The following is a 23,335-nucleotide window of genomic DNA, read 5'->3' on the forward strand; positions in this document are numbered from 1 at the left end:
AAGTGCCGAAGGATCAATACCCCCAGTTTTGTACAGTATTGGTGTTCTGCAACAGGATATCCTTATGAAAGGGAAACACCTCTTTCTTATTGGGTTCAAAATAAGTGGCAAACCCGGTGCTGTTGCCGGTAATGTATTCTTCATTGAGTGAGGCGCGCCAGCTCTTGGTGATATAACCACTCGGTGCAGTCGACGTGCCCAGTCCGGGTTGAAAGAGCACCGCCGTGGGCGAGCCACCATAGGTGGTCAGACTGGTAAATTCATCCCCCGAGGCAATCACATTATAGACCGCCGGTTTTATATACACGTACTTCGGGATGTTTGCATAATCTCCTTCGCCATTCATCAACTGGCGCAGCTTCGCCCTTGTTTCCTTAAACTTGGCGTCCATCAAATTCCAGCGAATAAGATCATATTTCCGGATGGCTTCGCCGCCAAATTCCAGCAACCGCTCTTTTACAATGGCAGTAAAGAACCCGGCATAATCGGTAGGTATCGCCGGTATCCGGCTTTCATTGCCCACAAAGGCGCGTTTCCTTATTTCCATCAACGCATTTTGTGCATCTGCACTCGGCACGCCATTCAATTCATTATCGGCTTCGGCAAACATCAACACCACATCGGCAAAGCGCAGCACCGGCCAGTTCACCGCCAGCGTTTGTGTAGTACCTATAATATTTGTCCATGACCTTCTGAACTTGGCATCGGTCATGTTATTGAGCGGGTTCAATACTTTGTAAGTGCTGTCGTTTATTTCGTATGATCCAATGGTTACATCGCGGCGTACATCGCCTATTTGATCAAATTCATAAAAATATGTGGCTATGCACAACTCTCCACCGCCGCCGCCGCCAAATCGGGAATTACTGTTGATGCGGATGCCATTATAGTATCCCAGTTTGGTATCGGTGCGCGAACCGGCGCCATACGCTCCTACTTCAAAAAGCAATTCATTGGTAGGGTCGAACCGGGTAGCCGTGTGCAGTGATTTAAAAATATTTTCATACACGGGGTTCAGGTCATGCTGATCGCGGCGCGCCATCACTTCCTTACATTCATCATACGCGATCTTGTAATAATCTTTATAATTGCTGCTGCGCAACATTGTGTGCGATTCTTTGTCCATCAGGTACCCACCGCGAAATAACGCGATGCGCGCGCGCAACCCTTTCACGGCGCCTTTGGTGAAACGCGTATCGGGATAACCGGCTTCTTTGATCCAGGGAACCAGCGTCTCTGCTTCTTTAAGGTCATCGAGTAAATGCTCCAGGATCGTACTGCCCGCAGTTACCGGGGCATCCAGCTCCGTTATATTGGCCGATGGTTCCCATTGAGCCACCACATTGCCCCAATTCTTCACCAACGTTAAATAGAACCAGGCGCGCAAGGCCAACGCTTCGCCCAAATACTGACCCATCAATTTCTGATTGGCTGCTCCTTCTGCATACAACGGCGATTTGCGAATGCCACTGATACAGATATTCGCTCTTTCAATGCCACTGTACAACTGAAGGAACCCGCCCGATAATTCTCCATTGTCGGGTGCAGCGCCATACATGCTTACACCGCGGCGGTCCTGCTTGCTGTAACTGCCCGAGGTTTTAAAATCGTCGGCCGATAGTGCCCAGATGGTGCCTTCTTTCGTGGCGCCATTATCGCCACATAATTGATTGTATACACCAATAAGGGCGGTGTTGGCATAGGAGGTGCTTTTGAAGGCCGCTTCCTGTGAAATGGTGGATGGGTTTTCTACCTCAAGGTATTTCTTGCAGGAGCTTGTACTAACCAGGGCCACCGTAATGGCAAACAGGCCGGCCATGGTCTTTTTATTATGGAGCGTCATACTGTTTTCTTTTAATCGTTAAAAACTTACATCAATGCCTGCGAGGATGTAACGGCTGCGCGGATACGCCGCATAATCAACGCCCGGGGTCAATGGGTTCGAACGGCGCGTATTGGCCTCCGGATCATACCCCGTGTATTTGGTGAACGTGTGCAGGTTGTTCACCGTTGCGTATACCCGGAAGCGCGAGAATATCTTCGTACGTTGCAGTAATTTCTGTGGTAATGAATACCCCAGCGTAATATTGCTCACCCGCAAAAAGGAACCGTCTTCAATTTCGTAAGAAGTAAGAATGTATTGTCCGCCCGGTGGTGTCCAGAAATGCGTGTTGGCATTCAGGTCGGCCAGTTTGGCGGGGTCGGTGACCTTCACGCCATTTTCATCAAATAGCTTCCAGCGGTCTTTCACCACTTCCAGCATGTTGTTGTCTTTATACAGGTACTGACCGGTGAACTCACTTTTATTGGCATTATAGGTTTCGTTGCCGACAGAAAAGTTCACAAATACGCTGAGATCAAAATTTTTGTAGTTGAACTGCTGGCTAAAACCGCCCGCGAATTTGGGAAAAGCATTGCCCAGCACGGTTTTGTCGGCTTCAGTCAACGTGTCGCTGAGTTTATCACTCAATTTTTTCAACTTCATATCGCCGGGTTGCGGGTCTTTACTGCCTAATGCTACATCTCTTGCATTGGCAATGCCGGGTTTCAACTTGTACGAATAGCTGTTGGCCGATGCATTGTAGGTTACATTAAAATCGTCCAGTTCGTACCGGCCATCGCTCACAAAGCCATAAAATTGTCCAACAGGCGCGCCTACCTGCGCCAGGAAATCGTTACCATTGATACCGCCTGATGCTACCGTGTATGAATTCTTTGGATTTCCATACTGGTCATTGCCAAGGTTTACGATCCGGTTACTGTTGTGCGAAATGTTGAAGTTGATGGCATAGGTGAAGTCTTTGGTGTTGACCACCCGGGCGGCTACCTGCAATTCCACTCCTTTGTTCGAGGTCTTTCCTATATTCTGGATCTGCGACGTGTATCCGGAAGTGGGCGGGATTTGCGCCGTCAACAGCAGGTCTTTTGTATTGTTGTGGTAGAAATCAAGGCTTACACTCAGGCGATTGTTGAACAGGTCCATATCAACGCCGAAGTTGCGGCTGACCGTTGTTTCCCATTTGATATTGGGATTGGGCAATGTAGTAGAGGCAAAACCGGGTGTCACCGCTTCTGTTACGGCATACCCATAGTTACTGCCTGCTGTATATAATGTTTTATACAGATCGATGCCAATTCGGTTATTACCACCCACGCCATAGCTGGCCCTGAACTTCAGGTTGTTCAAAAAGGTTTGATTGAGCTTCATAAAGAATGGTTCATTGCTCAACGTCCAGGCCAGTTGTACTGAGGGGAAAACGCTGTACCGGTTGTTGGGGGCAAATAAGGAGGAGCCATCGCGCCGTACAATGAAGTTGGCCATGTACCTGTCCTGGTACGAATAAGAAGCCCGGCCAAATAAAGAGAACAGGCGGGTAGCGCTCTCTGAGGTAGTTGGGGGATCCTGAATGGCCCCGCTTGGCGGCTGCGCTTTTTGAATACCGGCAAATGCTTCATCGGCTGTAATATCAACCGGCAGCCATTTTACCGTAGAAGCAAAATTGCGGCTGTTGCTCTGGTTTATTTCATGACCGGCCAGCAGGCTGATGCGGTGGTTCTTCTTTATAGTAACATCGTAGTTGATCGTATTGGTATTGGTAATGGTTAGGGTAGAACCGTTCGACAAATCAACCACCGGCATATTGGCGTTTTGCCGCGCCACACTGGTGATGGCGCTGCTGAACTGATCGGTGCGTTTTTCTGAATTGGTAATACCGACAATCGTTTTTACTGTAAGACCGGGAATGATGGTGTATTGTGCATTCGCACTCGTAATGATCTGGTTGGTGTAATCATTTTTTGTGACCGAATAAGCATCCAACACCGGACCGGTTAAGTTAGTCTGGTTGGCATAAGCAGGATCGAACTCATCAACATCAGACGCCTGCGAACTTTCGAATGGGCGGTACCGTACCGAGTTGCGCAATTTGTTATTGCTTTGCGAACCGGTGCTCGTGGTGCCTGCGCCCCATATCGTTTGCCGGCTGTACCGGGCATTAAAACCAAAACGGAATTTTTCGGAACCGGTATGATCGTAGCGGAAGGCGGCAAAGATGCGTTTGGCGCCGGAGTTCAGCATGATGCCATCTTCCTTATAATTATTCAGGGTGAAATTGAAGTTGGAGGTTTTGGTACCGCCGTTCACGTTGAAGTTTTCGGTATGTGATAAGGCATTGCGGCCGAATACGCGGTCCTGCCAGTCGGCAAATGGAACGTTCTTATAAATATCCAGGTCTTCAAAAGTGCCGTATGATTTGGTGAACGCATCTTTTGTTTGCTGGTCGGTATTGTTGTTGTACAACTGGTACTGGTACATCACATAATCGTACGGCTTCATTACCGGCAGTTTATTTACAATGGTGCGAACACCGGCATAGCTGCTCAAACCCGCCATGGTGCGGCCGGTCTTGTTACCGCCTTTAGTGGTGATAAGCACCACGCCATTAGCGCCGCGCGCGCCATAAACCGCCGTTGACGCAATATCTTTCAGCACGTCGATGCTTTGAATTTCCTGTGGCGAAATAACCGACAACGCATTTTCTACCTGTATGCCATCTACTATATACAGGGGTGAATTGTCCTGCGTAATGGAACCGCCGCCGCGTACGCGGATCGTGATATCGGCGCCGGGTTTTCCTTCCGAGGTCACTACCGATACCCCGGCCAGTTTACCGGCCAGCGCTTCTGCCGCGGTTGCAACGGGGAAGTCTTTCAGGTCTTTGGCGCCTACTGATGATACGGCACCGGTGACCGCTTTCCGGGAAACAGTGCCATAACCGATGTTCACGACCACCACTTCTTCCAGCGACTTATTGTCTTCCTGGGTAAGCGTGATAGAAATGTCTTTTTGACTGGTAACCACATATTCCAGGTTTTTATAACCAACATAGCTGGCTACCAGCGTGGTGGTCCCGGTTTCGGGAATACTGATCCTGAACTGGCCTTTGGCGTCGGTGAGGGAATAAATTTTTGAGCCTTTTATTAAGATGGTGGCTCCAACCAAAGCTTCCTTGTTATGGCCGAGCACGTTACCGGTTACAACCCGGGTTTGTGCCCATACGGTCAGGGACATAAGGGAGCATAGCAGGGTTTGAATGACAAGCTTTCTCATCGTTAGTTTGATTATACTTGTCAAACATACAGGTCAGCGACCGGGGGCAGGTTTGTTAATTGACCGAAATGGTTCAATAATTGGTGGGGAGGGTAAGAAGGTGATACTCAAGAAATATTTTGGACCTTGGGTGCGGTGAAAGAAACTGTTACAGGTTTCAGGTTGCAAGTTACCAGTTACCGGTTTCCAGTTACCAGGGCTTGAATTTCTATCATGCTACCTATAATCGGGTTCTCTAAAATTTTTGCCCGGTAACCGGGACCTGGTAACCGGTAACTATAGTCTTATCATGTATTCCCTGTAACCTGTAACTTGAAACCTGCAACTGTAGTTTTATTTACTACTGCTTTTCTTTTCCCAATTGCTTCAAATAATCACTCGGCGTAACCTCATACTTCGCCTTAAAACACGTGCTGAAATATTTCGCATTGTTGAAGCCAACGGAATACGCGATCTCGGAAATGTTCCCATAACCGGAATCGAGCAATTGTTTGGCGCGTTTTAATCGCATCTCGCGCACAAATTCAACGGGGGCTAATCCAGTCAGTCCTTTGAATTTGCGGTAGAAGGTCGTTCTGCCCATGGCAATACTTTCGGCAACCGTATCGATATTGAAATCAACATCTGCCATTTTTTCTTCCACAATGGCAATGATCTGTTGCAGAAAGGTTTCATCGCGCGAGGTAATGGTGACTTCGCCCGGTTCCAGCTGCAAGGCCTTTTTACCTTCCAGTGCAGCTGCCAGGATTTTTTTGCGTTGGTTGATGAGGTTGCGGATGGCCGCTACCAGGAAATCGTGGCGGAATGGTTTGGTAATATAATAGTCGGCCCCATATTCCAGTCCTTCGATCTGGCTTTCAATGGCGCTTTTGGCGGTTAATAAAATTACGGGGATATGACTGGTGGCCAGGTTGTTCTTTAATTGAGCGAGCAATTGAATGCCATCCATCTTCGGCATCATGATATCGCTCAGCACCAGGTCGGGTTGCAGCTCCAGCGCTTTCGCCAGGCCTTCCTCGCCATCACTGGCAGTCTCCACCCGGTACAAGGTATTTAACTGTGTTTTCAAAAATGCCTGCAGATCGGCATTGTCTTCCACCACCAGTAACAGGGGAAGATCGCCATTTCCATTGGCGTTGATCGCTTCTTCTTCTCGTGTAGTGGCTTGTCCTTCCAGCATCTCGCTGGTGGCTTCTGCATGTTGCAAAAACCCGGGTGTCGTTTTTTGCGCCGGGGCTTTGCCTACCGGTAAAGTTACCGTGACGGTGAGCCCGCCCTCCTTATTATTATGGGCAGCAATAGTTCCGCCATGCACCGCGATCATTTCTTTTGACAGGGCGAGACCGATACCTGTGCCTTTCACCGGTTTGCCATTGGTTTCGGGTTCTTCGTAGAACAACTCAAAGATCTGATTGAGGTGTTCTTGCGGCACCCCCTTGCCCTGATCGCTTACGGCAATTTCTATTTTGTCCTGTTGTTTGGAAAGATGAATACGAATGGCTTTTCCTTCCGGTGTAAATTTAAAGGCGTTGGCTACGAGGTTATAGATGACGGTTTCTATTTTGTCGAGATCGAGCCAGGCTTCCAGCTCGCGTTGTTCGCTTACTACCTGGAAGTCGATGTGTTTTTCGCGCGCCAGTTCCAAAAAGTATTCGCCGATGCTTTTTACAAAGGAGACCACTTCTACTTTGGAGGGATGAATAACAGCCTTGCCGCTTTGCAGTTTGCGCAGATCGAGCAACTGGTTCACGAACCGCGCCATGCGGTTGGCATTCTTGCGCACCACTTCCACATATTGTTTGCTTTGTGGCGTAAGGTTTTGTTGTTTACCGATTTCTTCAATAGGGTTCAGGATCAGCGTAAGCGGGGTGCGCAGCTCATGCGATACATTGGTGAAGAAATTCAATTTCAGCTCAGCCAGTTTTTTCTCCACCGCAATACGATGCCGCAACCGCAACATAGTGAGCACTGCCCGCCGCACAATTTCAAAGATGATGGCAGCGATGAGCACATATAATACATAAGCCCACCATGTTTTCCACCACGGCGGCAAAATGGTGATGTGCATGCTTTTCACCGGTACATTGCTGTACAGTTCCTGGTTGGTGCATTTTACTTCAAACACATAATCACCCGGTGGCAGGTTGGTATACGTAGCGCGGCGTTCGCTGCGGTTATTATGCCAGCCGGTATCAAAACCCTGCAAGCGATAGGCATACGATTGTTTGTCGCTCGAACGGTAGTCGAGCACCGCATAATCGATGCTGATGATATTCTGATTGTACTTCAGTTTGAGTTCCGGCGTGTAATCAACAGAGAAAGGCATAATTGCATCCTTGCCGCCCGCCACAATATTGGTATTGTTTATTTGCAGATTGGTGAACGCCATCTCCGCATGTATGGGATGATCGACAATGGTTTTGGGATCGAAGGTGAGATAGCCTTTAATAGTGCCGAACACCACGCGGCCATCCTGGCGACGCAAACCCGATGCTTCGGAAAAGGCATACTTCGGTACGCCATCATATGAGCTGTAATTTCGGAAAGTTTTATTTTTTAAATCAAGCCGGGAGAGACCGGTTTGCGTGGCGATCCATAAATGATGCGTCCTATCTTCTACACAACACAACAGGTAATCATTCGGCAAGCCGTGTTGCGTGGTATATACCTGGAAGCGCAAATTCCTCATGGGGTCATCACCTATGGCCTGGTTCAAACCGCCGCCCGAAGTGGCCAGCCACATATTGTTATAGGAGTCGCGAAAGATGTATTGAATATCGTTGTTCCCCAGGCTTTGCACATCGCCGGGAATTTTCTGGTACATGGCATAGGTGAATTTAGCGGGGTTGCTGGTGTTCACGATCATTAACCCATCGGTAGTGCCCAGCCACAAGTTGCCCTGTTTGTCCAGCGTCATATGCCTGATCTTACGAAAGATATTAGCGGGATAGTCGCTCAGCGCGTTTTTGTCGTGCAGAAAGGTAACGTGGTCGCCTTCTTGCACTATAAGGCTTAAACCGTTCTCAAAGCTGCCTACCCATATTCTGCCGGCTTCATCTTCGAGCAGCGCATACACTTCATTATGGGGGATGCTGGTGGGATCAGCCGGATCATGCATATAATGATAGAGCTGGTATTTCGTTTCATCCTTATTCAATGGAACGGCTTTATACAGCCCATGCGCCTTGGTACCCAGCCAGATGTTGCCGGCTTTGTCCTGCATGATCACATAAACCAGCCCTAACCCTTGCGGGGGCATATTCACGAACAGGTCGTTCACGGGGTGGCCATTTTCCCGTACATACAGGTTATTGCCTTTTGCGCCAATCCATAAGCGCTTTTTGCGATCCTCACACAGTCCGCGCACTTCATTGTCACTTAGGAAGGGTGCGGGATTTATCAGCAATTGCTGCTCAAAATTGTTGCGGGGAAAAGTTATTTTTTCAATACCCCGCTCAATGGTACGCAACCATAAAATGCCCGAGGGTTCGTAGAATATGGCATTAACGATGTTTGAGAACTGGTGATTGGCCGCATTGGGTTCGTTGTAAAAATATTCCACCTTATCGGTTACGGAATCATAATAGCCAAAGCCGCCGCCTTTTAAATTCACCCATATACGCTCCTGGTTATCTTCAAAAACGGTGAAGCGATCGCCCGCGTAATTATATTTCGCGTTGTTGGGTTGCTGGTAGGTTTTCAGCTTTCCGGTAACCGGGTTAATTCTGATGGCGCCTTCGCGTTGCGGTTCTACCCAAAGGTAGCCGCTCTTGTCTTCGTACACCGCGAACAGTGGGTTGTTCTTATCATTGATCAAATACTTTTTTGCGTATGAGGGAATATGCCCCGTAAGATCAAATGACATCAATTCTCCACCGGCCGTGGTAACATACAATTTTGTTGCGTCTTTGCTGAATTTTAAAGTATGGATGGCCGACTGGCAGCATTTTCTCAAGGCAATGGAACCATCGGGTTCTATATACAATAGTTGGCCATCGCTGGTGCCAAAGTAGGGTAGTTCATCTGCTGTATTTGTTATGCATGTGTACGCAACTTTGGTGGGAAAAAAATCATTCGTCACATTTTTATAAACCCCTTTTGCATCGCGTTGCAAACAAACCAATCCTTTCTCGGTGCCTATCCAGATAGTACCATTCTTCATTTCCTTAAAGAACAGGAGATGATTGGAAGGGAGACTGAAATCTTTTGTTAGCCCTTCCTGGTAGGTATAGTAACTGCCGGCGGAATCGGCCTGTGGTGTCGTCACCATTATTAAACCTTCATTCAACGTTTCCAGCCATATTCTGCCATTCCTGGTAGAGAGAATGCGCCGGAAGGCATATTTGTTGCGCAGCGGCAGTTTCAGAATGGAAGAGAGCGGCAATAGTTTTTCGGTGCGTTTGTTGAAGCGGTATACCATTTGATCGTAGCCCTGTAACCACAACTGCAGGTAATCATCTTCCATGATCTGGTCAATGCGGTGGCTTTTCAGGTACGATTTGTCGCCCGGCGATGATTTGTAGATAACAAACCGTTGTCCATCAAAACGATTGATACCGTTCCAGGTGCCGAACCACATAAACCCTTCGCGGTCTTTAAAAATGCAGGTGATAATATCATGCGAGAGCCCGTCTTCGGTAGAGTAATGTTCAATCTTGCATTTGGGTTGCGCAATAAGGCTTCCCACAGTAAGGGCCTGCAGTAGCAACAGGCAACAAAAATATCTGGCAATCATACGCATAGCACAAAACAATCGTACAGCAAATACCGCCCTTTTAACATAGTGAAAGTAGCGATTTACTTGTAGAATTTACCTTTTTTCAGCGATTTATAGCGGTTTGGAACCGGAAAACTTGCCTTTTATCGCGGTGATTGGCCGATTTGTCTATTCGGATGAGTCTGGCTTAAACTATGCCCGCCTTATGCTATCAAATAAGTACAAAAAGGCCCCAAAAAGAATTCGTAGTGATCGTGCAAAGGCCTTGGTTACATTTTAGGGTTTTTGGTTATTGATAACAGCTGCCGGGCATACTGGCAGCTGTTTTTTTTATAGATCGCCAAAAATTAAAGAAATTGCTGTTGAATTGTTTTTATGCTATTAACTATTACATGCACCCACCAGCCAGCTTCCGACCTGAGTTATTTATTACATAAGCACCCCGGCAAGGTGCATGATATTGAAATTTCTACCGGTGTTGCGCATGTCTTTTACCCCGAGGTTTCATCAGCACGTTGCACAATTTGTTTATTGCTCGATATTGACCCCGTGGCCCTGGTGCGCCGCAGCAGTGGGCCGCGTGGCAATGATTTTGCCCTGGAACAATATGTGAACGACCGGCCATACGTGGCCAGCTCCTTTATGAGTGCTGCCATTGCAAAAGCGTTTTCAACGGCCATGAACGGCCGTTGTAAGGATAAGCCTGAACTGGTTGCCGTGCCAATGCCATTTGAAGTGGAGATCGCCGCCATACCCGTTCGCGGGGGAGAAGCGGTGGTGAAAGAATTGTTTGAACCGTTGGGCTATACCATCATACTACAACGCCATCCGGTTGATCCGCAATTCCCCGAATGGGGTGAAAGCCGGTATTTTACGCTTCGCCTGAAAAATACGCTCACTGTTCAGCAATTGTTATCGCACCTGTATATTTTGATCCCGGTTTGTGATAATGATAAACATTACTGGATAGGCCAGCATGAAATAGAAAAGTTGTTGGAAAAAGGGAAGGACTGGTTGCCGGCACATCCCGCAAAAGAATTCATCACCATGCGGTATTTAAAACATCAGCGCAGTTTGGCGAACCAGGCCATGGAAATTTTGTTACAGGATGAAACAACCGGTTCAGCCACCGAAGACGACAACCCCGAACCGGAACAAAAGGAACGCGTGCACGACCTGCGTTTACAGGCAGTACGGGATGAACTTTTGCAGGCAAACGCCAAAACCGTCGTTGACCTGGGCTGTGGGGAAGGGAAGTTGTTGCGCTTACTGATGGCAGAAAAACAGTTTGAGCAGGTGCTGGGGATGGACGTAAGTTACCGCTCGTTGGAGATCGCAAAAGATAAATTAAAGCTCGATAAACTGCCCACCGCCCAACGGAAACGGATAGAACTGATACAGGGCTCGCTCACTTACCGCGATAAACGCATTGAAGGGTTCGACGCGGCCGCCCTGGTAGAAGTAATAGAACACTTAGATGAACCACAGCTGGCTGCCCTGGAGAAGATCATCTTCAAGTATGCAAAACCGGTGGATGTGGTGATCACTACACCCAATGCAGAATACAATACAAAGTTTGATGGCCTGCCGGCCGGAGAAATGCGGCATGCCGATCACCGTTTTGAATGGACGAGGGCCGAATTTCAGCAATGGGGCAATCGCATTGCTGAACAATACAATTACAGTGTGGTGTATAAGCCGGTAGGCGAGGAAGACCCCGGGGTGGGCGCCCTGACGCAAATGGCGGTTTTTACAACAAAACAAATGATCATTGGAATGAACAGGTTTTTATCATATGGCAAATAAGAACATACATATACCGGAATTATCGTTGGTGGTGTTGATTGGTGCATCGAGCTCGGGTAAATCAAGCTTTGCACGAAAGCATTTTAAACCCACCGAGATCGTTTCCTCAGATCATTGCCGGGCATTGGTTAGTGATGATGAGAACAGTTTGGAAGCATCTACAGATGCGTTTGACCTGGCACGTTTTATTACAGCGAAACGGCTGAAAGCCGGCTTGCTCACCGTGATCGATGCCACCAATGTACAGGAAGAGGGACGTAAGGACTGGGTACGGCTGGCCCGCGAATACCATGTGTTACCGGTGGCCATTGTTGTTAATATGCCGGAGAAATTGTGCAGCCAGCGCAGTGCCACCCGGCCCGATCGCGACCTGGGCGCGCATGTAATACCACAGCAGATCAGTCAGCTGAGAAGAGGCCTTAAGCATTTAAAGCTCGAAGGCTTTCGCACCATTGTGGAATTGCGCACGCCCGAGGAGGTAGATGCCATAGAAAGTATTATTCGCGATCCGCTGTATAACAATATGAAGGATGAGAATGGTCCGCTCGATATCATTGGCGATGTGCATGGCTGTTACGATGAGTTGGTCGATTTGATAAATGAGCTGGGTTATGAAAATATTGAAGGATTATATCAACACCCGGCCGGCCGCAAGCTGGTATTTGTGGGCGATCTGGTTGATCGCGGTCCTGATACGCCGGGCGTATTGCGGCTGGTGATGAACCAGGTAAATGCGGGGCTGGGCTATTGCGTGCCCGGCAACCACGATGCGAAATTGCTGAAGTGGATGAATGGAAAAAATGTGACCATCGCCCATGGCCTGCAGGAATCTATTGATCAATTGGCAATGGAAACGCCCGAATTCCGGGCACAGGTAAAACAATTTACTGACGGCCTCATCAGCCATTATGTGTTTGACGACGGTAACCTGGTGGTGGCGCACGCTGGTTTGCGCGAAGAAATGCATGGCCGCGGCTCCGGCGCCGTGCGCGAGTTTTGCCTGTATGGAGAAACTACCGGCGAAATAGATGAATTTGGATTGCCCGTTCGATATAACTGGGCGGCAGAATACAAAGGCAAGGCGATGGTGGTATACGGACATACACCCGTACCCGAACCGCAGTGGTTGAACCGCACTATTGACATTGACACCGGTTGCGTTTTTGGCGGAAAATTGACGGCTTTGCGTTATCCGGAAAAAGAGTTAGTGTCAGTACCTGCCGCGAAAGAATACAAAGTATCGAAACGGCCTTTGATTAAAGCCGAAACGGTGCTTTCGCTGCAACAACAGCACGACGATGTGCTGGATCTTGAGGACGTAACCGGCAAGCACATTGTACAAACCACCTACGGGCATAACGTTACCATTCGGGAAGAAAATGCCATTACGGCCCTTGAAGTGATGAGCCGGTTTGCCATCAATCCCAAATGGCTGATCTACCTGCCGCCCACGATGAGTCCGTCAGAGACCAGCAAACTGGATGGCTATCTCGAATATCCGGCCGAAGCATTTGACTATTATAAGAATGCAGGTGTAGAGAAACTGGTCTGCGAAGAAAAACACATGGGCTCGCGGGCAGTGGTAATTGTGGGCCGCGATGAGGAAGCTATACAAAAGACATTCGGTATAGAGAACGAAGGTATCGGAGTTGTGTATACCCGCACCGGCAGAAACTATTTTAATGAAAAGAAAGTAGAGCAGGATTTCCTGTTGTTGGTGAACAATGCGTTGGAGAAGTCAGGGTTTTATGACCGGTTCCAAACAAGTTGGGTTTGCCTGGATGCGGAGCTGATGCCCTGGAGCGCCAAAGCGCAAAGCCTGCTCGAAACACAATACGGCTCAGTAGGCGCTGCAGCCACACAGGGTACCTGGAGTGCCGTAGAAGCCTTGCAAAAAGCAACCCGCCGGCTGGCGGATGATGCTGCGCTTCCTCTGCTGGAGAAATATAAATTGAAGAAAGCGCAAACCAGTCAGTTCATTCATGCCTATCGGCGCTATTGCTGGCCCGTGCATAAGCTAACGGATTATAAGCTGGCGCCGTTTCATATTCTCGCTACCGAAGGCAAAAGCTGGGTGCACGAGTCGCACGAATGGCATATGGAAAACATCCAGGAGATCTGTGATGCCGATTCGTCAGTGCTGCTGGCAACGCCGTATAAGATCGTTGATCTGAATAACGAAGCCAGTATAGCAGATGCCACCAACTGGTGGCTGTCATTAACGGCCAAAGGCGGTGAAGGCATGGTGGTGAAACCATTTCAGTATATTCACACCAATAAAAAGGGGCTGGTGCAACCGGCTATTAAAATAAGAGGACAGGAATACCTGCGTATTATTTACGGACCGGAATATAGCACGCCGGAGAATTTGAACCGGTTAAAGGCAAGAGGGTTGAGCGCCAAGCGGTCGCTGGCCTTGCGCGAGTTTGCATTGGGCTTGGAAGGGTTAGAACGGTTCATCAAAAAGGAACCCCTGCGCCGGGTACATGAATGCGTTTTTGGCGTGCTGGCCCTGGAAAGCGAACCGGTGGATCCCAGGTTGTAAGCAATAGCGCAATTGTTCAAACACAAGACATCATCGTTATGCAATATTTACACGCGGCGGTAAAAGAAGGCAAAAAGTATTTGAACCCGGTGCCCACCAATGTGAGTACCGGATCGCTACCCGCTGTTTTATGGAAGTACATTACCAATAAAGCAGAAACAACCCCCAAAAAACAGTTGGGCCCTTTTGCTACCGATGTGTCAATATACCAGCAGGCACCCGAAACAGGTTTGCGCATTACCTGGATGGGACATTCAGGGTTGCTCATAGAAGTTGATGGACTGCGTATACTCACCGATCCCGTGTGGAGCAGCCGCGCATCCTTCCTGTCCTGGATGGGACCGAAAAGATTCTTTCCCGCACCACTGGCAATAAAAGACCTGCCGCCACTGGATGCCATCATTATTTCGCACGATCATTACGATCACCTCGACCGGCAGGTGATACCCCAATTTGCCAATAGTAACGTGCCGTTCTATTGTTCGCTGGGCGTGGCTCCCTATTTAAAAGCCTGGGGTATACAGGAAGAAAGGATCACCGAAATGAACTGGATGGATAGTGCCACCATTGCGAATAGTTGTACCATTACCGCACTGCCGGCCCGGCATTTTAGTGGCCGTGGATTGCACAACCGGTTTGAGACCCTGTGGTCATCTTTTGTTTTGAAAACAACTAACCATAACATTTATTTTGGCGCCGATTCGGGCTGGTACGACGGTTTTCAGGAGATCGGTGAAGCCTATGGGCCTTTTGACCTCACCATGCTGGAAATAGGCGCTTACAATAAAAGCTGGGCCGATATTCACATGGGGCCCGACAACGCAGCAAAGGCGCATTTGGCGTTAAAGGGAAAGCTGCTGATGCCCATACACTGGGGCACGTTCAACCTGTCGCTACATGCCTGGAAGGAACCCATTGAAAGATTATTGAAGATCGCGCATGAAAAAAGCATCCCTTTATTTATACCCAGGCCGGGTGTGCCCACACAGGTAACGGGTGGTGAATATAATTCACATTGGTGGATGTGACTTACGCTGTTTTATTTCTTTTTTGTTGCACGCTTTTAGGCTGAAACTGCACGGTTATCGCTCAAACTGCACGGGTTATTAAATACTCCTTTAACAACCAGTCATTTGCCCGGATTTTAATCAAAACATAATCATCTTCCGGCATAATAGGATCGGTCGATGTCATGAAATCTTTTTAAATTCAGGGCCTCATTGCCTTCGAAAGATTAAAAAAAAATTCCATGAAACGATCGATCCTTGCCATATTGCCCGTTCTGCTTATTGCCAGCGCCTTTCAGCTGGCTGTTTCTACCAATAAATACAAACCGGCACCTGTGGTTACCCCGGAAGTAAAAACCCGCATCGACGCCACCTTAAAAAGGTTTATTGATTCCAACAAAATAGCAGGCGTTTCTGCGCTCATCTTCGAAAATGGAAAGGAAGTATATTTCAATGCATTTGGCCTGGCCGACCGCGAAGCCAATGTGCGTATGGACCGCAATACCATTGTACGTATTTTCTCCATGACCAAACCGGTGACCGGCGTGGCCCTGATGACGTTATACGAGAAAGGGGCTTTTCAACTCGATGATCCGCTTAGTAAATACCTGCCCGAATATGCCGACATGAAAGTATTTACGGGTGTTGATGCCAGTGGCAATATTATAGTGGAACCGGCCAAACGGCCCATCACTGTTCGGGATATTACCCGTCATACCGCCGGTTTTGCCGGTACGGATATTCCAGCCCTGGCCGACCTGGTAAAAAAAGCAGACTATATGAACCCGGCCAATACGCTGGCTGAAATGTCAACAAAACTGGCCAGCCTGCCTTTGCAATTTCATCCCGGCGATCAATGGGCTTATGGGCCCTCTGTTGATGTGCAGGCCCGCCTGGTTGAAAAGCTTTCCGGCAAGCCTTTCGATCAATACCTTCAGGAAGTAATTTTTGATCCGCTGAAAATGACCAACACCCGCTATGTGGTGCCGGAAAAAGACCGCCCGCGTTTTGCCGCTTTGTATAATAGAAGTGATGATGGGGTATTGACCCGTGTACCCGAAGAACGGGCCAATGGGTTCAATACAAAGGACTGGGCGCTAAAGCCCGGTGGGTGGGGACTGACTTCTACCCTCGATGACTATATGAAATTCGCCCAAATGCTGGTACATGGTGGAAGATCAGGAAAAGTACAGATCCTGAAACCGGAAACCGTAAAATTAATGTCGACCAATCAATTGAGCGATACCATCACCAAACGCATGTGGTTGCCCAGCAAAGGACAGGTTGGCTTTGGAATTGATTTTGCCGTGCGCACGAAACTGCCCGCAACCAAAGAAGAAAATAATGGAACAGTAGGTGAATTCTTTTGGGATGGCGCCGCCAGCACCCTGTTCTGGGTCGATCCTCATAATGACCTCACCGCGGTATTGTTCACGCAACTGATGCCCTTCGACAAGGTGAAACTGCATAAAAGTTTCCGCGATGCGATCTATGGAGCGTACAATCCGGCAGAAAAATAATAAGGGTAAATTTATTTAAATACAAAAAGGCCTCCGCAACCTGCAGAGGCCTTTTTACATTATTATCTTTCGTTTTTTATTTTGTTTCAGCCTTCAGCTTTTCCAGGATCCACTTCGCATGATCATTCTTCGCATCGGCGGCAACCGCTTTCTCATACGCTTCTATCGCTTCTTTCTTCTTGCCATTCCGTTTATAAATATCGCCCAGGCTTTCCCATGCTGGTGAGGAGTTGGGATATTCCTGGGTATTCAATTCAAAGATCTTGATGGCGTCTTTCATTTTCTTGGCCTGCCGCAAGTCATTCGCCACATAGTTTAACTGGGAAACATCATACACCAGACCCGGACTGCGGGTGGCTTTCATGGTTTTGTATTCTTCAATGGCCGCATCGGCGCCTTTTCTTTTAGCCGTTTCCAGTATAAGATCGTGCATGGCCCAGGTATAGCGATAAGTTTTTACGGGAATAGCCGGGTACAGCACATGATAGGCAATATCATTGATCTCGTTTAAAGAATTGGAGAGAATAACAACACCTGTTTTTTTAGTTCTGTTCAACAACATCATGGCGCGGTAACCGGCGGTGGTACCATCTTTCCATAAAAATTCATCACCGTTATCGGCTTTTACCAGCGTCCAGCCCAGGGTTACCTGGCCGTCCTTTCCTTTTGAAATGTGGGGAACATGCGCCAGCTGCATGGCGGGGTACAGGTCGGTTTTAACGAGTCCCAGGTTGGCGGCAGCAAAAGTGAGCATATCGTTCATGTTCGACCGCAAGCCGCCGGTACCGGCAATGGCAGGGAGGTCCCAGCTGGGAGCAGGCGCTCCGTATTCTGTATGTCCCCCGGCGAGCTTTGTTTTTTGCTCAGGTGTTAATACATAGGTGGTATTGGTCATGCCCAATGGCGTGCAGATCCTTTCTTTTACCAGGGTTTCAAGCGGTTTGCCGGCTATCAGGGTGAGAATATTGCCTAATAAACCATAGCCAGCATTCGAGTAGCTGAACCAGGTGCCCGGGGCATAATCAAAATTACTCCGGCTTACGTAATCGTATAATTGTTCTACCGTGTAATCTGAAAACGGGTTGTCGAGGTTTTGCGGATCATAATTATCCGGCATACGGGGCCAGCCAACCGAATGGGTGGCCAGGTGCTGCAGCGTGATCGGTTTGCCTTTGATGACCGGGACATTTACCGAAGCAGGCAGGTATTTTGAAATGGGATCGTCGAGGTTTACCTGTTTTTTCTGCACCATATCGGCCAGCAATAAAGAGGTAAATACCTTGGTGATGGAGCCAATTTCAAAAATCGTATTTCCGTCGGGTTGAATTTCTTTTTTGTCGCTGTAAGAACCGGCGCTGATGATTTCGCGCTTACCAGTTGCGTCGATGGTTCCCACAATAATGCCCGGCGTTCTTTTCAGCTGCACTTCTTTGTTGAGAATGGCTGCTATACTATCCACCGGTAATTGGGCGCTGGCAGCCAAACAGGTTGTGGTAAACAGTAAACCGGTTAAAATACTTCGTTGTAAAGTTTTCATATTCAATTGAATTAAAAAGCGTATCGTGGCAGAACGACCCGCCAAAATACAAAACAGATCGTTGCCGTTGAAATTCCCACAAAAAAATGTCCTGCCGGTTTTTACCGTGTAGGTTTCTACACAATAATCCGGCAGGACCCTTTAAATATGATGTGGCGGCTAATTGCTATCTTCCGTTTGCCCGTAGCACTACGATGTCTTTCTGCACCTTATCCTCATAGGTTTTTTTGATGATGTAATGCCAGTTGCGCTCCGATACATCTACAAAGAAAATATCGCCCTGTTTATGCGCCGCAATGGCATCCTGCACTTCTTTCGGGAACATGAGTTCACCAAAGAACCAGTCGGTGTCGCCTTTGGTGGTGTTGCCGTCCATGGTGTACTGGTCACTCAATTTATCCCACGATTCGCCGGCATTGGCTTTTGCCACAATGACCTTTTTCAGGCTGTCTATTTCTGATGGTGACAAAGAGCTGCCATCAAGAAAAATATAACTGCCCCGGTAGGCGATGGATTCTTTTGCTTCCACTACTTTGTAGGTAACATAGCCTACGGAAAAGATATCGCCCTGTTTTTGCCGTAATAACCGTTTGTCGAGCAGGGAGGTGTCTTTGCCATAAGTAAGCCGCAAAAGGGCGGGCTTAATGTCCTTGTTGGCATCTACGAATTGCTGGGCCTGTTGAACAGTTCCGATCTTTTGAAACTTTTCTACCAATGTTGGTTGTGCTATAGCGGCTGCTGAAAAGAGCACTAATAAAACCGACAAGCTAAATTTCATATGTATATTATTGTTTTCTGTTGTTTTATATACGAATACCGGGGGTAAATATAATGGCCAGACATTGGAAGTTACTATTTTTTTACCTTATAAGACCACCCGGTTTGGTGAAATAAATTGTGAATTATTTGCAAAAACTCAGCCATTTTTATGCTAAAATGATACGGTATACCCTGGCTAAGGGTTGGTATTTATGCGAAATTAGCAGAGTCGTAAACAGCGCAAGAATCGGGTTTTACAGCCATTAAATCGGGGCGAGATTTGCGGTATTAAACGTCCATGGCAAAATTTTCATTATGATGCCATCGGCGATGAAAATTTTGCCATGGTAAGTTCCGTCTGGCAATCAAAAACAATAAAAATTAACAGACGAAATAGTGTATATGGAAAAGCAACAGGAAATAAATTATAACCGGATTGCCGAAGCCATTGACTTCTACAGGCAGCATTTTAAGGACCAGCCTTCGCTGGAAGCGGTGGCTGAGCATGTGCATGTAAGCCCCTTCCATTTTCAACGCATGTTTAAGGACTGGGCCGGGGTTACGCCCAAGCAATTCCTGCAATACCTTACCCTCGAACACGCCAAACAGGTGCTGAAAAAAGGCGCTTCGGTTACCCTGCTCGATGCGGCTTTTGAATCGGGGCTATCGGGCACCAGCCGCCTGCACGACCTGTTTATAAAGGTGGAGGGCATGACCCCGGGCGAATACAAGAACGGTGGCGAACAGCTGGCTATTAATTACAGTTTTGCCGAAAGTCCGTTCGGCACCATCATCATTGCCTCCACGCACAAGGGCATTTGCTATATGGCCTTTGTTGATGAAGAAGAAAAGGCCCTGCAGGAATTAAAGAACCAGTTCCCGAATGCAAAATACCGGCAGCTGAGCGACAAAATTCAACAGAACGCCCTGTTCATTTTTACGCAGGATTGGAACAAACTCCATGAAATAAAGCTGCATTTGAAAGGAACGCCTTTCCAGATAAAAGTATGGGAAACCTTGCTGAAGATCCCGATGGGCGAACTGCAAACCTACAACAGCATTGCCTGTAAGCTCAACAATCCCCAGGCATCGCGGGCCGTGGGCTCAGCCGTGGGCAGTAACCCCGTGGCATTTTTAATTCCCTGTCACCGCGTAATAAAAGCAAACGGCGAATTTGGCCAGTATCATTGGGGCCCCACCCGTAAAAATGCCATTATTGGTTGGGAAGCGTCTAAATTTTCTTCTGCCATTTAAAATGTGACAACAGCATGGAATTATTCAGCAATCATATAGATGAAACTATAAATTTTTTGCCACAGGATGGAACCGTTAATTATTATGGCAGGTTGTTAACGCGGCAGCAGGCAGATCATTACCTGGAAAAATTATTGACGACCATTGCGTGGAAAAACGACGAAGCCGTCATTTTTGGCCGGCATATTATCACCAAACGAAAAGTGGCCTGGTATGGCAATGAAAATTACAGCTATGCATACTCCAACATTACCAGGCATGCGTTAAAATGGACAAAAGAATTATTGGAGTTGAAAGCAATGGTGGAAGAAAAAACAGGCGAAGTATTTAATTCTGTTTTACTGAACCTGTACCATACAGGTGAGGAAGGCATGGCCTGGCACAGCGATGATGAAAAAACATTGGGAAAGGACTCCACCATCGCCTCCTTCAGTTTTGGCGCCGAGCGTAAATTCTCTTTCAAACATAAACAAACAAAGGAAGTGGTGTCCATGATGCTGGAGCATGGCAGCCTGCTGGTGATGAAAGATACCACCCAAACGCACTGGCTGCATTGTTTGCCCAAGTCAAAACGCATTACCACACCCCGGGTAAACCTTACTTTCAGAACCATGATACAGCAATAATGATGATGAGGCATATTGAGCTGGGAAAAGATGCCCAAACCCGGCAGGCGGCGGTGCGCCGGTTGATCAGGAACGGGAGCATTCAATTTGGGGGGAACAGGCCCGCTAAGATTTACGGCAGGCTTTCCTGTGTGTCGGGCAAAAAAATGAAGGTAGCAAACCGGGTATTCTTTCAAAATGAACAGGAGGCTATTAAGGCAGGTTACCGACCTTGTGCGCGCTGTATGCAGGCGGCCTACCTGGAATGGAAAAATGCCTTATTTTAGCGGGCCCTGAGCATTCTGAGCAGGCTCGCACTGAGCGAAGTCGAAGTGTCGAAGGGCCCTTCCATATGAAAAAAATACTTTCCAACCATTTCCTGTTAGTTGTTTTCCTGTTCACATATTCAGTAGTTGTTGCGCAAAAGCCCATCCGCATTTCGTGTATTGGTAATAGCATTACCGCCGGGGCAAAGCTCACGCATCCTGAGAAGAATGCTTATCCGGCACAGCTGCAGCAATTGCTGGGAAGCAGTTATGAAGTGAAGAATTTTGGGGTGGGGGGCCGAACCGTGATCAAAGATTGTGACCGGTCGTACATGGCCACGCCGGCATACCAGGAGGCATTAAAAAGCAATCCGGATATTGTTACTATAAAGTTGGGCACCAACGACAGCCGCCTGCCTTACCGGTTGCAGATCGATAGTTTTATGGCCGATTATAAAACGCTGGTCCATTCATTTCAACAACTGCCCTCACATCCCCGTATCATACTTTTATTGCCGGTTACTTCCTATGTTACCGATACCATGAAGCATATAGATGCTGCCATAACCAAACTTATTCTGCCGCGCATAAGACAGGTCGCTTTTGAAGAAAAGCTCGAGCTGATCGATCTGCACAGCATCACGGCCGATATGCTTACGGCCTTTCCCGATAGTTTGCATCCTTCATCCTTAGGCGCTACTATTCTGGCCAAACGGGTATATGAAGCCATCATCAATAAAACAGATGCCTCGTTCGATATTTTCAAAAAGATAAAAGAACCGTTCACTGTTTCTTCTTATTATGGTTATGATTGCGCCGAGTTCACCTTCAATGGTAAAAAGGCCAAAATTGTAAAACCCCGCCGCGCAGCCGAAGGCAGGCCCTGGATCTGGAATGCGCGTTTCTGGAATGTAGAACCGCAAACCGAGATCGCCCTGCTCGACCGTGGTTTTCATGTAGTGTATTGCGATGTGGCCGAATTATTTGGCAATGCAGAGGCGATCGATAGCTGGAATAAATTTTTTGCATTTCTGCAAAAGGCCGGACTGGCGAAGCAAGCCTGCCTGGAAGGATTCAGCAGAGGTGGCATCTATGCATACAGCTGGGCCGCACAAAATCCCGATAAAGTTGCCTGCGTATATGCCGATGCACCGGTGCTGGATGTAAAAAGCTGGCCCGGGGGTAAAGGAAGCGGAAAAGGCAGCGCTGCAGAGTGGGCCACCTTTAAAAAGGATTTCGGATATGCTACTGATTCAGCAGCCTGCACATTCAAGGGCAATCCCATTGATATAGTAGATAAGATCGTGCAGGGCGGTTATCCCATGCTGCATGTGGTGGGTGATGCCGATAATGTAGTACCGGTGAGTGAGAACACTGCCATCTTTGAACAAAAGGTGCAGGCATTGGGTGGAAAGCTGCAGGTGATCCATAAACCCGGCGTTAATCATCATCCGCACAGTTTGGCCAACCCAACCCCCATCGTTGATTTTATTTTGAAGGCTGTTCACAAGAAAATAATGTATGCGGTTATTCCGGCGCCCGGTGCAGAATACCGCTTTGGCAATGGGAGCGACTGGTGGGATAATTATGACGATATTCAACATTCGCTAGACAGTGTTGGCAAAGTAGACGTATTGTTCCTGGGCAATTCCATTACGCAAGCCATTGGTCATAGAAGCCTGGAGGTTAAAGGGGCGGGTACCCGTGCCTTTGACAGCGTATTAAGTTCGTACAAATATGGCGTTGCCGGCATTAGGGGCGACAGAACGCAGAACCTGTTATGGCGCATTCAGCATACCGAATTCTCAAAAGCTGATCCTGCAGTAGTGGTAGTGACAATTGGGGTTAACAATTTCAAGGATGAAGAGGCCCTGGATGTAGTAGCAGGTATTCAAACCATATTAAAAGCGCTGGATCAAAAATTGCCAACGGCAAAGATCGTGCTTATGGGACCGTTACCTGCGGGCAATACTATAAATGATGATTACCGCAAAAAGTACGCAATGGTACATGAGCAAATAAAAGAATTTGTCAATAACAAGAACATCTTTTTCTGTGATCCTTCAAAAGCATTAATTAATGCAGCTACTGGTAACCTGGCCGATGGTTGTTACCGCCCCGATGGCATTCACCTTACTGAAAAAGGATATACCGCCTGGGCCGGCGAATTATTGCCGGTGATAAAACAGGTGATGGGAAAATAAATTTC

13 protein-coding genes are annotated in these 23,335 nt (G+C 47.8%); 8 read left to right on the plus strand and 5 right to left on the minus strand.

Going from position 1 to position 23,335, the window contains the following annotated elements:
- Nucleotides 1-13: 13 nt before the first annotated feature.
- The 3 genes from A3860_RS26230 to A3860_RS26240 all read right to left on the minus strand — a co-directional run bounded on the left by A3860_RS26230 (nt 14) and on the right by A3860_RS26240 (nt 9,845).
- Complete coding sequence (locus tag A3860_RS26230) at nt 14-1,843, minus strand: RagB/SusD family nutrient uptake outer membrane protein (RefSeq protein ID WP_245843629.1); 1,830 nt, start codon at nt 1,841-1,843, stop codon at nt 14-16.
- Between the two features lie 18 nt (nt 1,844-1,861).
- Entirely contained in the window at nt 1,862-5,110 is a 3,249-nt protein-coding gene (locus A3860_RS26235) for a SusC/RagA family TonB-linked outer membrane protein (protein WP_081151775.1), read from the minus strand.
- A gap of 340 nt (nt 5,111-5,450) precedes the next feature.
- Nucleotides 5,451-9,845, minus strand: coding sequence for a hybrid sensor histidine kinase/response regulator transcription factor (locus A3860_RS26240; RefSeq protein WP_158085368.1), 4,395 nt, complete (start codon nt 9,843-9,845; stop codon nt 5,451-5,453).
- Between the two features lie 357 nt (nt 9,846-10,202).
- Between A3860_RS26240 and A3860_RS26245 the strand changes: the two genes are divergently transcribed.
- The 4 genes from A3860_RS26245 (at nt 10,203) to A3860_RS26260 (ending at nt 16,705) form a co-directional block, all read left to right on the plus strand.
- Nucleotides 10,203-11,633 carry a 3' terminal RNA ribose 2'-O-methyltransferase Hen1 gene (locus tag A3860_RS26245; protein ID WP_081151781.1) on the plus strand — a complete coding sequence of 477 codons (1,431 nt, stop codon included), beginning with the start codon at nt 10,203-10,205 and terminating at the stop codon, nt 11,631-11,633.
- Nucleotides 11,623-14,178, plus strand: coding sequence for a polynucleotide kinase-phosphatase (locus tag A3860_RS26250; protein ID WP_081151783.1), 2,556 nt, complete (start codon nt 11,623-11,625; stop codon nt 14,176-14,178). Before A3860_RS26245 ends, A3860_RS26250 begins: the two co-directional genes overlap by 11 nt.
- A 38-nt stretch (nt 14,179-14,216) precedes the next feature.
- Nucleotides 14,217-15,206 carry an MBL fold metallo-hydrolase gene (locus A3860_RS26255; protein ID WP_081151785.1) on the plus strand — a complete coding sequence of 330 codons (990 nt, stop codon included), beginning with the start codon at nt 14,217-14,219 and terminating at the stop codon, nt 15,204-15,206.
- A gap of 221 nt (nt 15,207-15,427) precedes the next feature.
- A complete protein-coding gene (locus A3860_RS26260) occupies nt 15,428-16,705 on the plus strand; it encodes a serine hydrolase domain-containing protein (protein ID WP_081151788.1) in 1,278 nt (425 codons plus the stop codon).
- A gap of 76 nt (nt 16,706-16,781) precedes the next feature.
- Here A3860_RS26260 and A3860_RS26265 read toward each other — a convergent pair whose 3' ends face one another.
- Together A3860_RS26265 and A3860_RS26270 are read right to left on the minus strand one after the other, a co-directional pair.
- Nucleotides 16,782-18,242: a serine hydrolase gene (locus A3860_RS26265; RefSeq protein ID WP_081151791.1), complete on the minus strand. Its 1,461-nt coding sequence runs from the start codon at nt 18,240-18,242 to the stop codon at nt 16,782-16,784.
- Between the two features lie 166 nt (nt 18,243-18,408).
- Entirely contained in the window at nt 18,409-19,020 is a 612-nt protein-coding gene (locus tag A3860_RS26270) for a hypothetical protein (RefSeq protein WP_081151794.1), read from the minus strand.
- 383 nt (nt 19,021-19,403) lie between these two features.
- Between A3860_RS26270 and A3860_RS26275 the strand changes: the two genes are divergently transcribed.
- The 4 genes from A3860_RS26275 to A3860_RS26290 all read left to right on the plus strand — a co-directional run bounded on the left by A3860_RS26275 (nt 19,404) and on the right by A3860_RS26290 (nt 23,330).
- Nucleotides 19,404-20,255 carry a methylated-DNA--[protein]-cysteine S-methyltransferase gene (locus A3860_RS26275; RefSeq protein WP_081151797.1) on the plus strand — a complete coding sequence of 284 codons (852 nt, stop codon included), beginning with the start codon at nt 19,404-19,406 and terminating at the stop codon, nt 20,253-20,255.
- Nucleotides 20,256-20,269: 14 nt separating this feature from the next.
- On the plus strand, nt 20,270-20,881 hold the full coding sequence (locus A3860_RS26280) for an alpha-ketoglutarate-dependent dioxygenase AlkB family protein (RefSeq protein ID WP_081151800.1): 612 nt from the start codon (nt 20,270-20,272) through the stop codon (nt 20,879-20,881).
- Nucleotides 20,881-21,147 (plus strand): Ada metal-binding domain-containing protein, encoded by a 267-nt coding sequence (locus A3860_RS26285; RefSeq protein ID WP_245843630.1) that lies wholly within the window; start codon nt 20,881-20,883, stop codon nt 21,145-21,147. The genes A3860_RS26280 and A3860_RS26285 overlap by 1 nt, the downstream gene beginning before the upstream one ends.
- Before the next feature lie 65 nt (nt 21,148-21,212).
- A complete protein-coding gene (locus tag A3860_RS26290) occupies nt 21,213-23,330 on the plus strand; it encodes a GDSL-type esterase/lipase family protein (RefSeq protein WP_081151803.1) in 2,118 nt (705 codons plus the stop codon).
- The last annotated feature ends 5 nt before the right edge of the window (nt 23,331-23,335 follow it).

Origin of the sequence: Niastella vici (assembly GCF_002077945.1) — a bacterium.
Taxonomy (GTDB): domain Bacteria; phylum Bacteroidota; class Bacteroidia; order Chitinophagales; family Chitinophagaceae; genus Niastella; species Niastella vici.